12 protein-coding genes and 2 tRNA genes are annotated in these 16618 nt (G+C 40.9%); 6 read left to right on the top strand and 8 right to left on the bottom strand.

All coding sequences use genetic code 11. The features are described from left to right. Position 1 precedes the first annotated feature (1 nt). The gene (locus tag C5745_RS14670) at positions 2-2464 is read left to right on the top strand and encodes a ligase-associated DNA damage response DEXH box helicase (protein WP_243403360.1); all 2463 of its coding nucleotides are present in this window, start codon (positions 2-4) and stop codon (positions 2462-2464) included. Then, entirely contained in the window at positions 2461-3111 is a 651-nt protein-coding gene (gene pdeM / locus C5745_RS14665) for a ligase-associated DNA damage response endonuclease PdeM (protein WP_105717756.1), read from the top strand. The genes C5745_RS14670 and pdeM overlap by 4 nt, the downstream gene beginning before the upstream one ends. A gap of 155 nt (positions 3112-3266) precedes the next feature. Here pdeM and C5745_RS14660 read toward each other — a convergent pair whose 3' ends face one another. The 3 genes from C5745_RS14660 to C5745_RS14650 all read right to left on the bottom strand — a co-directional run bounded on the left by C5745_RS14660 (position 3267) and on the right by C5745_RS14650 (position 7663). Beyond that, the gene (locus C5745_RS14660; protein ID WP_105717755.1) at positions 3267-3944 is read right to left on the bottom strand and encodes a LytTR family DNA-binding domain-containing protein; all 678 of its coding nucleotides are present in this window, start codon (positions 3942-3944) and stop codon (positions 3267-3269) included. A 423-nt stretch (positions 3945-4367) separates the two neighbouring features. Beyond that, positions 4368-4994: a hypothetical protein gene (locus C5745_RS14655; RefSeq protein ID WP_105717754.1), complete on the bottom strand. Its 627-nt coding sequence runs from the start codon at positions 4992-4994 to the stop codon at positions 4368-4370. A 95-nt stretch (positions 4995-5089) separates the two neighbouring features. Further along, complete coding sequence (locus C5745_RS14650; RefSeq protein ID WP_105717753.1) at positions 5090-7663, bottom strand: phosphoenolpyruvate carboxylase; 2574 nt, start codon at positions 7661-7663, stop codon at positions 5090-5092. A 314-nt stretch (positions 7664-7977) separates the two neighbouring features. Here C5745_RS14650 and C5745_RS14645 point away from each other — a divergent pair, with 314 nt between their 5' ends. Beyond that, the gene (locus C5745_RS14645) at positions 7978-10167 is read left to right on the top strand and encodes an FUSC family protein (protein ID WP_105717752.1); all 2190 of its coding nucleotides are present in this window, start codon (positions 7978-7980) and stop codon (positions 10165-10167) included. Continuing rightward, positions 10160-11161 carry a YpdA family putative bacillithiol disulfide reductase gene (locus tag C5745_RS14640; RefSeq protein ID WP_105717751.1) on the top strand — a complete coding sequence of 334 codons (1002 nt, stop codon included), beginning with the start codon at positions 10160-10162 and terminating at the stop codon, positions 11159-11161. The genes C5745_RS14645 and C5745_RS14640 overlap by 8 nt, the downstream gene beginning before the upstream one ends. Here C5745_RS14640 and C5745_RS14635 read toward each other — a convergent pair. Continuing rightward, entirely contained in the window at positions 11127-11741 is a 615-nt protein-coding gene (locus C5745_RS14635; protein WP_105717750.1) for a TetR/AcrR family transcriptional regulator, read from the bottom strand. The two genes, C5745_RS14640 and C5745_RS14635, sit on opposite strands and share 35 nt — an antisense overlap. Positions 11742-11849: 108 nt before the next feature. On the opposite strand from C5745_RS14635, the gene murB reads away from it, so the two are divergent. Both murB and C5745_RS14625 read left to right on the top strand, forming a co-directional pair. Further along, a complete protein-coding gene (gene murB, locus C5745_RS14630) occupies positions 11850-12866 on the top strand; it encodes a UDP-N-acetylmuramate dehydrogenase (protein ID WP_105717749.1) in 1017 nt (338 codons plus the stop codon). Between the two features lie 273 nt (positions 12867-13139). Further along, positions 13140-13652 carry an RNA polymerase sigma factor gene (locus C5745_RS14625; RefSeq protein ID WP_105717748.1) on the top strand — a complete coding sequence of 171 codons (513 nt, stop codon included), beginning with the start codon at positions 13140-13142 and terminating at the stop codon, positions 13650-13652. A gap of 46 nt (positions 13653-13698) precedes the next feature. Here C5745_RS14625 and C5745_RS14620 read toward each other — a convergent pair whose 3' ends face one another. The 4 genes from C5745_RS14620 to mgtE form a co-directional block, all read right to left on the bottom strand. Next, positions 13699-14619, bottom strand: coding sequence for a PfkB family carbohydrate kinase (locus C5745_RS14620; RefSeq protein WP_105717803.1), 921 nt, complete (start codon positions 14617-14619; stop codon positions 13699-13701). A gap of 144 nt (positions 14620-14763) precedes the next feature. Further along, positions 14764-14837: transfer RNA gene (locus C5745_RS14615), tRNA-Asn, on the bottom strand. Between the two features lie 133 nt (positions 14838-14970). Continuing rightward, positions 14971-15044, bottom strand: a tRNA-Asn gene (locus C5745_RS14610). A 165-nt stretch (positions 15045-15209) separates the two neighbouring features. Next, entirely contained in the window at positions 15210-16583 is a 1374-nt protein-coding gene (gene mgtE / locus C5745_RS14605; protein WP_105717747.1) for a magnesium transporter, read from the bottom strand. Positions 16584-16618: the final 35 nt, after the last annotated feature.

The following is a 16618-nucleotide window of genomic DNA, read 5'->3' as shown; positions in this document are numbered from 1 at the left end:
TTTGAAAAACAAAAAGCAACATACAGAGGGGTATTCCATTATCATTAACTGGATGCAACAAAAAGGCTACGTACCTTTTAGCTTCCAGGAAAAAGCTTGGCATAAATATGGCAACGGGTATAGCGGTATGATCGTAGCCCCCACTGGATTTGGAAAAACCTTCTCCGTTTTTCTTGCGGTATTGATTGATTTCATGAATGACCCTTCGCATTACAAAAAAGGGTTAAAATTATTGTGGATCACTCCTTTGCGTTCGTTGGCGAAGGATTTAGCCCGTGCCATGCAGGAAGCCATTGATGAAATTGGCCTCGACTGGGAGGTTGAGGTACGGAATGGTGATACAGACATCAGGATAAAGAAACGGCAAAGCCGACAAATGCCTGATGTATTATTGGTAACACCCGAAAGTCTGCACTTATTGCTCGCGCAAAAAGGTCGCCAACATTTCTTCCATGCTTTGCGATGTATAGCGGTAGACGAATGGCACGAACTACTCGGAACAAAGCGTGGTGTCATGATCGAACTGGCATTAGGATATTTAAAGCATCAATATCCCAAGCTGCGAATATGGGGCATCACCGCCACGATTGGCAATCTGGACGAAGCCGTGGAGGTACTCGTACCCGATGTAAAAAAAAGAGTGAAAATCGTTGCCCGTGAAAAAAAGAACATTGCCATTATCCCTGTATTCCCAAAGGAAATAGAGGTATTGCCTTGGGCAGGACATTTAGGGGGCAAACTAGCGGAAGAAGTCGTGCCGATCATTTTGGAAAGTAAATCAACATTGGTTTTCACCAATACGAGAAGCCAAAGTGAAATGTGGTATCAACTGTTGTTGGAAGCATACCCCGATTTCGCTGGACAAATTGCGTTACATCACAGCTCTATTGACAGCCATATCCGGCAATGGATAGAGGAAGCCTTGAGTGAAGGTAGACTAAAAGCTGTCGTAGCCACTTCCTCTCTAGATTTGGGTGTAGATTTTAAACCAGTGGATACCGTTGTACAGGTTGGCTCCAGTAAAGGCGTCGCCCGCTTTATGCAGCGTGCGGGGCGTAGCGGGCATTCCCCCCACGAACTATCCAAAATCTATTTTGCTCCCACACATTCGTTGGAATTGATTGAAGTGGCCGCCTTAAAGGAGGCCGTCAAAACACAAACCATCGAAAACCGGGATCCGATGGTACTTACGTTTGACGTATTGGTTCAGTTTCTGGTTACCCTGGCATTAGGGGGGGGATTCAAAGCGGAAGATATATACCCAGTGGTCAAGAACACCTTCGCGTTTCAAGAGATAACTTCCGAAGAATGGAATTGGTGCATTTTGTTCATCACGCAAGGTGGCGCGATAGGGAAAAATTATGAAGAGTTTCATAAAGTTGCGAAAAAAGAAGATGGACTGTTGGTTGTTGAGAAAAGGCGTACTGCAATGCTACATCGGATGAATATGGGCGTTATCGTAAGCGACGCAATGACGCGGGTCAAATTTCTTTCCGGAGGCTACATCGGCATGGTAGAGGAATATTTTATTTCGCGACTGCATAGTGGAGATAAATTTGTTTTGGCTGGTCGAGTATTAGAATTTATTCGCTTGAAAGAAATGACCGCTTATGTCCGAAGCTCTTCTGGCAAAGCCTTTACGCCAAGCTGGCTAGGTGGTCGTCTACCATTAAGTTCCAATTTGAGTCAGTTCTTGCGTCAAAAACTAGCACGTGCCAGACACCCCGATAGCCGTGAAAAAGAACTGCAATTCTTACATCCATTGATTGCACGACAAAATGAACATTCGCATATTCCGGCAGAAGACGAGTTCCTGGTGGAGTCTATCCATACCAAAGAAGGATACCATCTCTTTATGTATCCTTTTGAGGGAAGGTTAGTACACGAAGTGATGGCAGCATTAATTGCTTACCGCATCAGCCGTTTTATTCCGATAAGTTTTTCTATGGCAATGAACGATTACGGATTCGAATTATTTTCTGATTCAGAAATTGCAGTGGATGAGGCGCAACTCAAAAAGATCCTCAGCCCAGAACACTTGATGGAAGATGTCGTTAGCAGCATAAATGCTACGGAAATGGCAAAGCGGAAGTTTCGAGACATCGCAGTCATTTCGGGTATGGTTGTGCAAAATCTATACGGAAAGCAGCAAAACAATAAGTCTTTGCAAGCTTCTTCCGGAATTATTTTTCAAGTTCTGGAAGATCACGATCCAAGCAATCTGTTATTACGCCAAGCGTACACGGAAGTATTCAACCAACAACTCGAAGAGCCTCGATTGATCGCAGCATTCCAAAGGATACATCACTGTAAGATCATTTACAAGTTTGCAACTGGATTCACACCGTTGAGTTTCCCTATCAAGGTGGACAGTCTGCGGCAATCCTTATCGAGCGAAGACTTAGCCGCCCGCATTCGAAGACTGCAGCAAAACAATTGGAAATCTCCCAGAAAAAAGCGATGAATATTATTACACAAGACATATCCTTTTCCAGCACATTATTGACGTTGACAAACCAACGCGTACTGGTATGGAAAAAACATAGCGCGCTTATTCTTTCCGATTTACACCTAGGGAAAGCGGCGCATTTTAGAAAGAATGGTATTGCCCTTCCCATGCAGGTGACGTTACAGGATTTGCAACGGCTGGAACAATTGATCCAGCATTTCCACGTCGAGCAGGTCATTATTGTGGGCGATTTAATTCATGCAGGCGCCAATACGGAGGTGAGTTTACTACAACTGCTCATTGCCAAGTTTCCACTTACCAAATTTGTTCTGATCAAAGGGAACCATGATCGTTTCACAGATGAGGAATGGAAAAAAATTGGTATTCATGAAATCCATCAAGATTGGTATTTAGACAACATATACTTTATACACCATGCTTCTTCTGCAACCGACGCCTACACCATTAGCGGACACGTGCATCCTGGCATAAGCGTTCGAATGCCTACAAAAAGAACCGTCACTTTTCCTTGCTTTGTCGTCTCGGCGCAACAACTTATCTTACCCGCTTTCACTACGTTTGCCGGTTTCGATACCAAATCGATCCCTGTTGAAGCGGTTTATTACGCGTTTCATGAAAAAGATATGTTTTGCATCCCTTAGTACTATTTTTAAAAAAAATTTGATATTGTGTACAAAACACACTATATTTGCGCCATCATAATTTAGGTTTATAATTGGTTAGCTAAAGGTTTTCATTCTCCCCGTTTGAAAACCTTTTTTATTGTAGGTGATTATAAGAAGCGTGCTGCACCAGTCTATTTTAATTTATTACGGTCTTTCCACTCTTTATATTCTGGAAATTTATCCTGCCTCCCGAGTTTTAGCCCCTTATCTTCGTAAGTACGCATGTAAATGTGACCATCGTTGTCTTTCCAGACATAGGGCAGAGCAACGACTCTACTCTCGTTTACCCTAACGAATCTACCTTTGGGTAGCCGGTTATAAAATTTAGATAGCGGATACTTAACCGCTATATCAGAGCCATCTTTTTGGTATACGGTTGTGGTATCGTCATGCACCTCCAAATATACAATGTTAAAGACATCAAGTATATAGGTCACTCGTCCTACTCTTACTGGTAGCAGACCGGAACTGTCCCAGCGTTCATTGGATCGATCCACTTTCTCCAACGGCGGTAAAGCGTTTTCTACTTCCCTGTCACGCTGGGCTGTTAATTCTTTATCTGATTGGTCGGATAACGCCGCCTTTGTTTCCGGAACGGTTATTAGCTTAGCGGCATCAGAAAATGGGAGCAATCTGAATATGAGCAATACTTGCTTTGCCAAGAAAAGAATTACAGCATATTTAAAAAATGTCCAGTAAAGCTTGCTAAAGGTTGGCATAAAAGTACCCCATGAAGCTTCGAATTGACGGTCCCATATTTCTGTAGCAATAAAGTTATCGCTTCTATGCAAAACGTAAAACGTGATCATAGCCAACAAACTATAACTGGATACTAGTGTCAAACTTGCTATTAAATAGCGTTCCCTGCGAAAGCACAGGTGGAGGCAATATTGATTTACCTCTATTATACCAACAACAACGATATAAACCGATGTGATAGCGGCAAAATGTGTAAATGATTCTGGACTATTAATTATTTGGATAAGGAAAAAATAAAAGAGGTAAAAACCGAATTTTAACCACTGCCACCGATGTGACGCAAAAGAAAAAGAAAGTCTTGAAAATACTGGTTTCACAAGATGGTAAGTTTAATTAACATTTAGATTTAGTATTGCTAATATACGAAAGCCAACAGACTCTTGCAAAAAAAAGGAATTTTTTAATAAGAAAAGGAATGCAGTTTCCTACATTCCTTTCATTATTTTATTAATATGCTAAGCTAAATAAGCCTTTTAATGATGTGCATTAGCATCTTCCTTGCCGCCCGCAAGAGTAAACAATTCTGTTACTTTCTTTAGGCTTGCCTCAGCAAATGTCCGTACTTCTTTGTCCGTATTACGGGTCATCCGCTGGAGTTGATCTTTCACGACAGCTGTTTCATGTTGCACATGATGAATATATGTGTCATCCGAATACGATAGAGAAGGCACCCGCTCGGTCCCCAAATCGTCATCGTCCAACTGGGCCGAATCGACACGGTTCCCCGCAATTTTTTCTCGCTCAACCGCCGTTTCTACTTCGCCGGTCGTCTCATATTTTGCAGCTCCTTTGATCGGGAAATCCACCTGCTTTAATCTAGCTAAGCTGTCCAACTTAGGAACCAAAGAGCCATATACTTCCTGAACTTTTGCAGCCAGTTGTTTTGCTTGCGAAGAGCGTGCTATACTCCCTGCGTAAGCAGCATAATCATTTTCGTATACCGCCTTTGAGCCCACAAGCTGAAAGAACTGATAGGCGTCGCCATCAATCAACGTTGTATGCGTCAAGCTTAGCTGTCTTTCGTTTGCCACGTAAGGATCACAAGATGCAAACAGGGTGCCTGCACACACGCCAGCAACGAATAAAGTACTTAATTTCATCTGTATTTTCTATTTTTTGTTTGTCCCTTTTCTATTTTATCCTACAAAAATAAAAAAATAATCTACTTCCTGTGTAAAATAATAAGTCCGGCACGCTACGCAACATTTCGACCTGCATTTACGACACCGTAGATGGTACGCGCAATAAGTTTTCTATAAATAGCCTCTTGTTCTGGCGACATTTTTTTATTTCTTAAAGAGCAGATCGCATAGTGTTGTATCGTCAGCAATGGCAGCACAATTTTCTCACGCGCTAAGACAGATGCTCGCTCAATCGGGTAATCTTCCATCAATACAGACGAGTTACTCAACTTAAGCACATATTTCTTTGTGAGTTCAAATTCATCCCGAAGCATTTTCCAGAAGTCACCAAATGTTTCATCGTACTGCATATAGGCAGTAATATCAAAGTTTGATTTGGTCATAGACATCATACAGTTGTCGATAATAGTTTTGAACATACCCGAACTTTCATAGAGGTTTTTAACATAAGACCATAGGTTGTTTTCTTCTGCCCACCGCAATGCCGTGCCAACACCGTAAAACCCAGGGATATTCTGCTTTAATTGGCTCCAGGAAGTTACAAAACTTATCGCCCGCAAGTCCTCCAATCGTAACTCTTTACCTGAGTTTCGCTTTACTGGACGACTACTGATGTTCACTTCCGACAATTGCTTTAATGGACTTACTGTCTCCAGATACTTTAAAAATAACGGATGTTTTCGGAGTGACATAAATTTATCATGGCTCTCGTGCGCCATCTGGTCTATTACCTCTTTCTGCTTTTTTGTCAATGTATCGCCGTCTTTTTGTTGAAGTTCAGATATAATTCCCGCTTGCAACAATTGCTCAATATTGTACTTTGCAGTTTCCAACGAGCCGTATTGGCTACTGATAGTTTGTCCCTGAATCGTCAACTGGATATGCTCATTAGCAATCTCTTTACCCATCGAAGCATAAAAACGCTGTGTTTTTCCGCCTCCACGAGCCGGAGGGCCTCCCCGGCCGTCAAAAAAGACTAAGTCAACGTCATACTCCCGAGCAATGGCAGTTAACTCTATTTTTGCTTTATAGATAGACCAGTTGGCCATCAGGTATCCACCATCCTTCGTACTGTCAGAAAATCCTAGCATGATAGTTTGCTTGTTCCCACGGCGTTTAATATGTTTCGAATATTCCTTATTTGTGTATAAGCTCCGCATCACATCAGCCGCTCGAGAAAGGTCATCTACTGTTTCAAATAATGGCACAAAATCAATAGTTAAGCTTTCTTTTTTCCATCCAGACCAAAGAAATAGCTGCATTAAGCCCAAAATATCAGACGCTTGCTGGCAATTACTTATAATAAAACGCTGTGCGGCTCGCTCGCTTCCAGATTTCTGAATTTCTTTCAATAATTCGATAACTTCCAGTGTATCGATAACAAGTTTATCTGCATCTTCGTCAAACCCAAGTCTTAGTTCCGAAAACGGAATATGCTTTTCTTTATCGGCTTCCGAGGATGTTACTGCTTTGAGGTCTAGCGCTGTCTCAGGATGACGTTCAACTAAATAATTAAACGTGTTCCGCAGGATGCTACTGTCCTGACGAATATCCAATGTCGTAAAGTAACATCCGAAAGTATTAACCTTACGAATCAAATCTTCTACCAACTCGACAAAAAGACCGTCGTGCATGGTATTCAGCACTTCTTTTACCCCTTCTAAGTTTTCCAATATTTTGCGTGTATCATCTGTCGGTTTTTCCGCCGGATGGAAACTATTTTCATAGAACAGGTCCTGTAGCAGGTCTAAGTACTTTTGTGTTCCGCGGAAAGTAATCCGCCTCCTTAACAAACGAAAATCCCGATAGTAGCAGCGAAACAGAATAGTACGTAACATATTTGCTACCTTTTTTGTACTCTCCGCTGTCACATTCGGATTGCCATCTCTATCTCCCCCTGGCCAAAACCCGAGTTCTATAAGTTGCTTTACGTCATCGATAGGCAACTCCAGTTCACTGTCGATATTTGAATGTATTTCAGACGCTACTTTATAGAAAACATTTTCCAAGAACCAGGCTAAACTAGCCGCTTCGTCCACCGGTGTGGGTTTTTCTTTATTTATAAAAGGTGTTTTACCCAGCTGCTGCAGTAAAAGTTGAATATTATGGACATCATTTCTTTTCAGCGCGTCTATTAGATCGGTAATAATTGCCAACACTGGCCCAGGATAGAACTGTGTAGGATGTGCTGTTAAAACAAGTCTCACCGAGAAATTATTTAGTTTATCGACTATCTTCTTTTTTAGTTCGGGATTTTCTTGCGCACGTCGAAACAACGATTGCAAGATTCCCAGCTCGTCTGTTTTACCTACTGCGTGGAAAGCCGAATCCTCCACCGCGTCGAAAAGGACTACCTGTCGTTCAATATACTGTACAATCCTAAAGAGAAAATCGATCCTGTCCTCTTCTTGCACATATTGTTCATCTTGACCAAAGAAACTATCTATAATTTCTTCCGGCGCTAATCGCTCATTTACGCCTTTTTCACAATGCGTAGAAAAAAAAGGTAGGATGGTACCCGTGTGCTTTACACTTTGAAAAGGTAATGTTAGAAACAAGCTTTTATACAAATCAAAGCGTGTTAAAACTTCATTGTGAAAGACAGATTTTTTTTGACTTATCTTCATGCTTAAAATTAAGGAATAACATAGATTTCGAAAACAATAAATTCGAATTGCACTAAAATATAATTTTTTAACAACAAAACCAACTTATAGATACGATTCAAACATTAAAACTACATTTTCATTACAAAAAATATAAATTTTTGTCTTTTATTTTTCTCGAATATGTTTATTTTATTTACCTTTCTTTAAAATAAGCTAAGTACGCCAGCTGCAAACAGCTTATTGCGTCAAGACTCTTGTAAGATATTTTCATAAACACTGCTAGAGTCGAGGATTCATAAAGGTTTTGCTATCTTTGTTTACACATTTTTCTTATGGAAAGGACGAAGGAAATTAGTCATTTCTTCTACAGCCAGTATTTTGCGGAAGGACTGAAATTCACACTCGGATGTATCATTCCGTTATTGGTATGTATTTACTTGGGTTACCTTCATGAAGGTACGTTAATCTCATTTGGTGCTTTACTGGTTGGACTTTCCGATACTCCTGGAGCTCCCTCTCATCGTCGTTTAGGCATGCTGTCTACGGTGGGTATAGGCATGTTGACTTATCTGACTATCGTCCATGTCAATTTTTCGGTAGCCTTGACTACTGTCGTGATCGCGGTGTTGAGCTTCTTTTTCGCTATGTTTGCTGTTTTCAACGCTCGTGCCGCAACTGTGGGTGCTATGTGCACACTCTTAATGCTTTTTAATGTACAGCATGAGTTAACGGCAGAAAATAATTGGCTTCATTTATTTCTGATCGTTATTGGGGGGCTATGGTATATGTTCATTAGCATGTCGCTCGTACAGATACGCCCGTATCGCATCGCGCAACAAGAACTTTCTGAGTCCATACGTTATGTGGCTGACTATATCCGGCTGAAAGCAAATTTTTACGACCCTAATGTTGATATAGACAGTACCTACCTCAAATTGATTGACAAACAAGTTGAAGTAAACAAACATCAGGAATCTGTTCGGGATATTCTTTTCCAAAGCAAACGTTCTATTAAGGATACAACCAAAATCGGTCGTTATCTCACGCTTGTCTTTGCGGATATAGTCGATCTTTTCGAGCAGAGCATGACGACACAGTACGACTACAACATCATTAAATCGACTTATGGTCAGTACGGCGTACTTATACGTTTCAAACATGTAATATTGAAAGTGACCAGTGAGTTGGACAATATAGCCTACGCTATCAATGCCAACAAGATGCCTAAACCCACCTATACTTTTGAAAACGATATTAATCGTTTACGTGACGCCATAGAGGAACTCGATAAAAAAGGCGTCAATACAATCCCACTTAAGAAAGTAGTTATTAATATCCGCAGCATCATCACATACTTAGAAAATATATACAGCTACAGTTCCTCCAATTTTGGATCAGGTATTCCGAAAGAAGAGATTGATTCCGCGTCGCAATTCGTAACGCGAGATCAAATCGACTGGAAGAAGTTCAGAAGTAACCTTAGTTTAGCATCGTCTATGTTTCGCCATGCATTACGTTTGGCTATTGTGCTCTCAGGAACCTATCTTGTGTTAAATTTAGTTGATTTCAGCGCGAATGGTATCTATTGGACCCTGCTGACAATTATGGTGATTCTGAAACCCGGCTTTGGACTTACACAAGAAAGAAACTTGCAACGTCTTATTGGAACATTGGTGGGTGGAATTATCGGAGCTGCGGTCATTTTTTTCATTGCAGATGTAAATACCCGTTTTGTATTATTAATATGCTTTTTCCTTGCGGGGTATAGCATGTTCCGTATTAACTATATTGTTGCTGTAATGTTCATCACACCTTATGTGTTAATTATGCTAAGTTTTCATGGCACGAACACGTTAGAAATGGTAGCGGAACGCGTCATTGACACCTTTTTAGGAGGAGCAATAGCATTTTTGTCAAGTTATATCATCTTTCCCAATTGGGAAAACGCACAATTCCGCGACAATGTACGCGGTTTACTGATTGCGAACTATAGATACCTCTCGCAAGCGGTTCAGATCTTATCAGGCAACGAGCTGACGGTCACGGATTACAAACTTGCCCGAAAGGAAGTGTACATCGCGTCTGCCAATATGGGCTCCACTTTCCAGCGCATGTTAACAGAACCCAAATGGCGACAAAAATATACAAAAGAGGTCAATAGGTTTGTCATCCTTGATCACGTCCTTTCGTCACATTCAGCGAACCTGCTGACGCAAGTGAACCAGGCAGATATAAGCTCTTACCATGCGGAACATGTTAAACTGCTCAAGAAGGCACTTTCCGAACTCAATAAAGCTATTCTACTAATTCCCCCCAATGACGACGAAGAAGCATTTGAGCCTAAAGGAGAATTCCCGAATCTCAACAGCGTGACGCAGGAAAGTGAGGAAAGTAAATTAATTACAGAGCAATTACAGTTTTTAAGCAAAATTTCAGGAGATTTACACAAAATCACACAGGAGCTTGTAAATCGCGTAGCAGAACTCGAGCCTGACGAAAGAGTAGACTTAACGAATGGATAATTATTTTGACGTACTAGTAATAGGTGCTGGCCCTATTGGATTGGCTTGCGGTATCGCCGCTCAGAAAGCAGGTTTATCATATATCGTCCTAGAAAAGGGTTGCTTGGTAAACTCGCTATATAACTATCCGCTGAATATGACCTTTTTTTCATCCTCGGAGCGACTGGAAATCGGAGATACACCTTTTGTGACGACATTACCCAAGCCAAAGCGAGCAGAAGCATTGGAGTATTACCGACGTATCAATGGAAAATTCGATTTGAATACGCGTCTCTTCGAAGAAGTATTGGAGATACAAAAAGATGGTGAGTTGTCTATTGTCATCACGACTAAAAGGCAGTATATAGCTCAATTTGTCGTGGTTGCCACAGGTTTCTATGATATACCCATGTCGCTGAATGTTCCTGGAGAGGATCTTCCAAAAGTTTCTCACTACTACAGAGACCCTCATTTCTTTGTTAATCAGCACGTTGTTGTTGTAGGAGCAAGCAACTCTTCCGTGGATGCTGCATTAGAAACCTATAGAAAAGGTGCAAAAGTAACCATGGTGGTTCGGGGGCCAGAGATAGGCCCTCGTGTAAAATATTGGGTACGTCCCGATATAGAAAACAGAATTGCGCTAGGCGAAATTGATATATACTACCTAAGTCAGGTTACCGAAATAAAAGAGAAATCCATCATTATATCGACGCCTAACGGAACTATTGAATTCGAAAACGATTTTGTCTTAGCCCTTACAGGTTACCGTCCAAATTTCGATTTCTTGCGAAAAATTGGCATTGATGTACCGCATACCGCCCCTATGATTCCAACCCATAATCCTCAAACTATGGAAACCAACGTAACCGGAATCTACCTAGCCGGCGTCGTGTGCGGCGGTCTTAACACACACCTTTGGTTTATAGAAAATTCTAGAGTTCATGCTGACATTATTATACAACATATTTTAAAAAGGATGTCTAGATGCTACGCAAACCTCGAAGGAAAATCTTAACCATTTTCTGTTGTTTAGTCAAAATAAGATCGAATTCATCGGGTGTAGGAAACAAACAGTCATTTAAGTCTTTACTTAGGATCCCAACGCGCATACCCATCAAAGAAAAGAGCAAAAGTTCAGCAGTCTCATTAAAATCGTCTACTTCGATCTCCTTATTTTCGACACCTTTTTTCAAAATCCGACTATACTGATCGCGGATACGTTCAAAAAAAGGGCCGATATTTTTTCCCATTTCCCCTGGGTTTTGAATAAATTGGGAGGAAGAATATTCAAATAGATTATAATTTTCACGCATAATCGTCATTCGACTCTCGACAGCATATAATAGAATGTCCTCCACGCCCAAAGCCTTCCTCATATAAACCTCTACCCTGTTAAGCATTTCATTTACCACGTGTTCTAAGACCGCGGTATAAAGACTATGCTTATCCGGAAAATAATAATACAACAGAGCTTTAGAAAAGGAAAGATCCTTGGCTATTTCCGCCATGGTGGTCTTTGCCATTCCGAAGTGTGCGAAACGCCGCTTTGCAACATCAAGTATTTTCGCTCTCTTTACATCAACATTCTTGGACATACCATTTTAATTATTTAAATACTATGTTATCTTTACAGCAACATATAAAGTTAATTCTTTTTTTGATTTTTTAAAAGAATTAGTCAAGTTAAGACGTTTACGATAAAAATGACAAATTCTATCCAACATCATATATCACTAAAGACATATAATACATTTGGCGTTGAGGCTTTCTGTAAAGCTTTTTTAAATATAGCGCATGAAGACCAACTACCTATTTTATTTAAAGAGGGCGTCTTTTCTAGCGACTTCTTCGTACTGGGTGGCGGCAGCAATGTGTTATTCACCAAAGACTACAATGGCCTGATCCTACATATTGAAAACAAAGGCATCACACACTTTATTGAGGGTAATTTTATTTATATAACCGCGAAAGGAGGCGAGGTCTGGGACGATTTCGTCCAATACTGCGTCGAACACGACTTCGGAGGCGTGGAAAACATGGCCCTCATACCAGGAACTGTTGGAGCATCTCCTATTCAAAATATTGGCGCTTACGGGGCAGAACTCATGAACGTATTTTATTCCTGCCGAGCCTTTGACACCACTTCCGGGGAATTTATCACTTTCCATAACAAAGATTGTCAATTCACGTACCGCGACAGTATATTTAAATCAAGATACAAGGGACGCTTCATCATCACCTCGGTTACTTACAAACTGTACTTACACCATAAAATCAACAGCTCCTATGGTGCCATCACCATGGAATTACAGAAAAAAGGTATATCTTCCCCTACTATAAAAGATATCGCCGACGTGGTGTCGCACATTCGGGTGGAAAAACTACCGGACCCGTCTACTATTGGTAATGCGGGCAGTTTCTTTAAAAACCCAGTTATTCCCATTATAACACTTAAAGAACTGCAAAAAAAATACCCTGATATTATTTTTTATACGGTCGACGAAGATCACGTCAAACTCGCCGCAGGCTGGCTGATAGAAGCCTGTGGTTGGAAAGGAAAAATAGAGGGAAATGTAGCCGTCTGGAAAAATCAAGCATTGGTAATCACCAATTTAGGTAATGCGAGTGGTTCAGAAATCTACACGATATCGTCTAAAATAATGAACGATGTGTATAAAAGATTTGGACTTAAGCTAGAACGAGAAGTAAATATTTTGTAATAGTTTTCAACAATTGTGGATTCACATTGTGAAAAACAAAGACACCCCCTTATTCAATTGGCTCTTAAAGAGTTATTTTTTAGAAAACTATTTCTTTGCGATTAAATTTAATACAAGATTCATTTAGACTTAACGACAAGCAAAAAGTTTAGCACGCCCTTTGCATAATCTGGAATGCAACCGTAGTTCATGCAAATGAAATACACCTTAAATAGCTAATTGAACGAAAGTATGTTCATTTAGTGTAGTGTAAACTTTTTAATCCAGTCTAATATGAACAGAATAGAATTCAACACTTTGGTCATTCGACAATCAGAATCACTAAAAGCGTACGCAAGAAATTTCACTAGGGACCAGGATGATGCCAATGATTTAGTGCAAGATACTCTTTTGAAGGCCGTTACTTATTTTAAGAATTTCAAAGAAGGCACCAATCTAAAAGGCTGGTTGTACACCATCATGAAAAACACATTTATTAATAATTACCGGCGCGTTGTAAAAACAAATTCTTTTATTACGAAAGAGGAGGAAATCACTAGCGCAAACCTCGTTGTTTCCGCAACAAAGAATAGAGGCGAAAATAAATTCGTTATGGAAGATATCAATCATGCACTGTCTAGCTTGTCAGAGGATTACTACATTCCCTTCTCTATGTATTTTGAAGGCTATAAGTATCACGAAATATCCGATCATCTAAATATACCAATAGGGACAGTAAAAACACGTATCCACGTGGCGCGCAAGGTTATGAAAAAAACACTGAATACCTATAAATTCAGTTATTAATATCTATGAAAAATGCCCGGTTGGGCATTTTTCATAGATATTATCTTCAGTTAATCAATTCAAATCTAGACAGTGTAATAAACCGCTGGATTCGATCACGAATATCATTTGTCGACAATTGTTGTAATTGTTCGGTACCGAACTTTTCTACACAGAAAGAAGCTAACGCCGAGCCGTAAATAACCGCATTTTTCATATTGGTGAAATTAATCGATTTCACTTTTGCCATATACCCTATAAAACCACCAGCAAACGCATCACCTGCCCCCGTCGGGTCAAAGACGTCGGATAGCGGCAACGCGGGAGCAGAAAATGTTTGCTCTTCACCGAACAACAAAGCCCCATGTTCTCCTTTTTTAATAATGAGGTATTTGGGCCCCATTTCCATAATAATCCGAGCCGCTTTTACCAATGAGTATTCGCCAGAAAGTTGACGCGCTTCAGCATCGTTGATAGTCAAAACGTCAATTTTTTTCAGCACCGCTTTCAGGTCTTCCAACGCTACGTCCATCCAAAAGTTCATCGTATCCAACACGACCAATTTCGGTTTTTTTTGCAAACGGTTTAAGACGGTCATCTGTACCTGGGGGGTTAAATTGCCCAACAACAAGTAGTCGCAGTCTTGATAAGAATCAGGGAGTTTGGGGTCGAAATCCGCCAAAACGTTCAACTCGGTCGTCAATGTGTCCCTGCTATTCATATCGTTGTGATACTTCCCGGACCAAAAAAAAGATTTGCCTCCTTCCACTATCTCCACGCCGTCTATATCGATACCTTTCGATTTGAGGATATCCAAATTTTCGCACCCAAAATCTTCTCCGATGACAGAAACTAATTTCACTTTATTGTATAGGTAGGATGCCGCTAGCCCCGCGAACGTAGCCGCACCCCCCACAATTTTATCGGTTTTTCCGAAAGGTGTTTCAATGGCATCAAAAGCCACCGTACCTACGATTACTAAACTCATATTCATTTTTTTACTAATAGGTCCGCAATAACGATACAAAGGTATAAGAATGCATTAGAAATAACAACCCGTCTTATTATCCAGCACATGCTATACTTAAAACGAAAAAGCCATTTTTCTTATCGAAAAATGGCTTCTATTTTGCTCCTGAAGCTGGGCTCGAACCAGCGACCCTCTGATTAACAGTCAGATGCTCTAACCTGCTGAGCTATTCAGGAATTTCCCACTTTAGCGTGCAGTTCTACCCGCTTTTCTAAAGTGACACAAAGATACACCTTCGTTTCTAATATTCAAAAAAAATAAAAAAAATTATTTGACTCAAATAAAAAAGCCACGGTATCCGTGGCTTTGCTCCTCAGGCTGGGCTCGAACCAGCGACCCTCTGATTAACAGTCAGATGCTCTAACCTGCTGAGCTACTGAGGAATTATTAGTCTTTTAATGTACAGGATACTCCGCGATCTCCATCCGCTAAAATCAGCTTTAAAGTAGCATCGTTCCCGTCTGTGGTGCAATTATCGGAAGTTTCGCTGAACTCTGCAAATATTTTAAGCGATAAAAACACAACTCACTCACATCCAAGAAGATTTTTTAAAAGATAACGTCGCCGAGTATAACAGTAGCAATCGTGAAATAAATGATTAACCCCGTAACATCCACTAATGTCGATACAAATGGCGCTGATGAACTTGCAGGATCGGCACCGAACCGCCTTAACACAAATGGCAGCATCGCGCCAATTAATGATCCCCACATCACAACACCAACCAAGGAAAACGCTATTGCTAAAGCATATAATACCCAGATATCACCGTAAGCACCGCTGAAAGCTTGGTGGACAGAAATCCGGGCAAAACCGAGTGTACCCAAAATAAGTCCCAAAAAGAGTCCAGAAAAAATTTCCCGACGCATGACGCGCCACCAATCTCTTAAAGTGACCTCCCCCATCGCCATTGCTTGGATAATCAATGTAGACGCTTGAGAACCACTATTCCCCCCACTTGACATGATAACGGGCATTAACAAGACCAGAATGGTGGAGAGCCGATCTTCATAATGCTCCAGCACATTAAAAGTTAGGAGCTGTCCAAGAAAGAGTACGATCAACCATCCTCCCCGTTTCTTGACGAGATGGAATATTGACACATCCAAATAAGGTTCATCTAATGCTTCGGTACCCCCGATACGTTGCATATCCTCCGTATATTCTTCGTTGGCTACCCAGAGGATGTCATCTATCGTTACAATTCCCAGCATAATATCCTGCTCATCCACGACAGGAAGAGCAACTCTGTTATTCATCCGGAACACATTGACTGCTTCCTCCTGTGGATCGTCAGCATGCAGTGATATTAAGCGATTATCGATTAGATCCTCGACTTTTGTCTCCAGATCTGAAATAAGAATATCCCGAATACGGATGTCATCCATCAAACGCCCTTCACCATCAATAACATATAGCACATCAATCGTCTCAGACGCGTTACCATAACGCCGCACGTGCTCCAACACTCGAGTAATATTCCAATGGGGTTTTACCGTGATATAATCCGGTGTCATCAATCGGCCCACACTATCTTCCGGATATCCGAGCAGGGACAAGGCTTCTTTTCGCTCATCTGGAGATAGCAGAATAATCAGTTGCTTTACCACATCGCCCTTTAACTCGCTAAAGAAAGACGTACGGTCATCTGGAGGCATCTCGTTGATTAGCTCACGAGCCTTACTGGCTGACAACTTTTTGAATATCCGCTCTTGGGTCGGAAAATCCAATATACCAAAAACGCGGACAGCTCGGTTTATATTGAGAGTCTCTATAAATAGGGCTGCATGCTCTGGAAGTCCGTCGATTAATTCTTCGACATCTGAGATGTTCTGCTCGTTTAGAAAATCTTGCAGTTGGGAGATATCACCGGAGTCAATCCACTTTTCAATAAGCTCTATCTGCAATTCTAATTCTTCCATAAGCTCCTATTTTAATATATCCTACATTGGTATTC

Source organism: Sphingobacterium haloxyli (genome assembly GCF_002980525.1).
Taxonomy (GTDB): Bacteria; Bacteroidota; Bacteroidia; order Sphingobacteriales; family Sphingobacteriaceae; genus Sphingobacterium; species Sphingobacterium haloxyli.
This window is presented reverse-complemented; position numbering and strand designations above follow the sequence as displayed.

Excerpts from the sequence above, each read along its gene's own strand:
- mgtE (WP_105717747.1), bottom strand. The coding sequence starts at position 16,583 with ATGGAAGAATTAGAATTGCAGATAGAGCTTATTGAAAAGTGGATTGAC.
- C5745_RS14635 (WP_105717750.1), bottom strand. The coding sequence starts at position 11,741 with ATGTCCAAGAATGTTGATGTAAAGAGAGCGAAAATACTTGATGTTGCA.
- murB (WP_105717749.1), top strand. The coding sequence starts at position 11,850 with ATGACAAATTCTATCCAACATCATATATCACTAAAGACATATAATACA.
- C5745_RS14660 (WP_105717755.1), bottom strand. The coding sequence starts at position 3,944 with ATGATCACGTTTTACGTTTTGCATAGAAGCGATAACTTTATTGCTACA.
- C5745_RS14645 (WP_105717752.1), top strand. The coding sequence starts at position 7,978 with ATGGAAAGGACGAAGGAAATTAGTCATTTCTTCTACAGCCAGTATTTT.
- C5745_RS14625 (WP_105717748.1), top strand. The coding sequence starts at position 13,140 with ATGAACAGAATAGAATTCAACACTTTGGTCATTCGACAATCAGAATCA.
- C5745_RS14640 (WP_105717751.1), top strand. The coding sequence starts at position 10,160 with ATGGATAATTATTTTGACGTACTAGTAATAGGTGCTGGCCCTATTGGA.
- C5745_RS14650 (WP_105717753.1), bottom strand. The coding sequence starts at position 7,663 with ATGAAGATAAGTCAAAAAAAATCTGTCTTTCACAATGAAGTTTTAACA.
- C5745_RS14620 (WP_105717803.1), bottom strand. The coding sequence starts at position 14,619 with ATGAGTTTAGTAATCGTAGGTACGGTGGCTTTTGATGCCATTGAAACA.
- pdeM (WP_105717756.1), top strand. The coding sequence starts at position 2,461 with ATGAATATTATTACACAAGACATATCCTTTTCCAGCACATTATTGACG.
- C5745_RS14655 (WP_105717754.1), bottom strand. The coding sequence starts at position 4,994 with ATGAAATTAAGTACTTTATTCGTTGCTGGCGTGTGTGCAGGCACCCTG.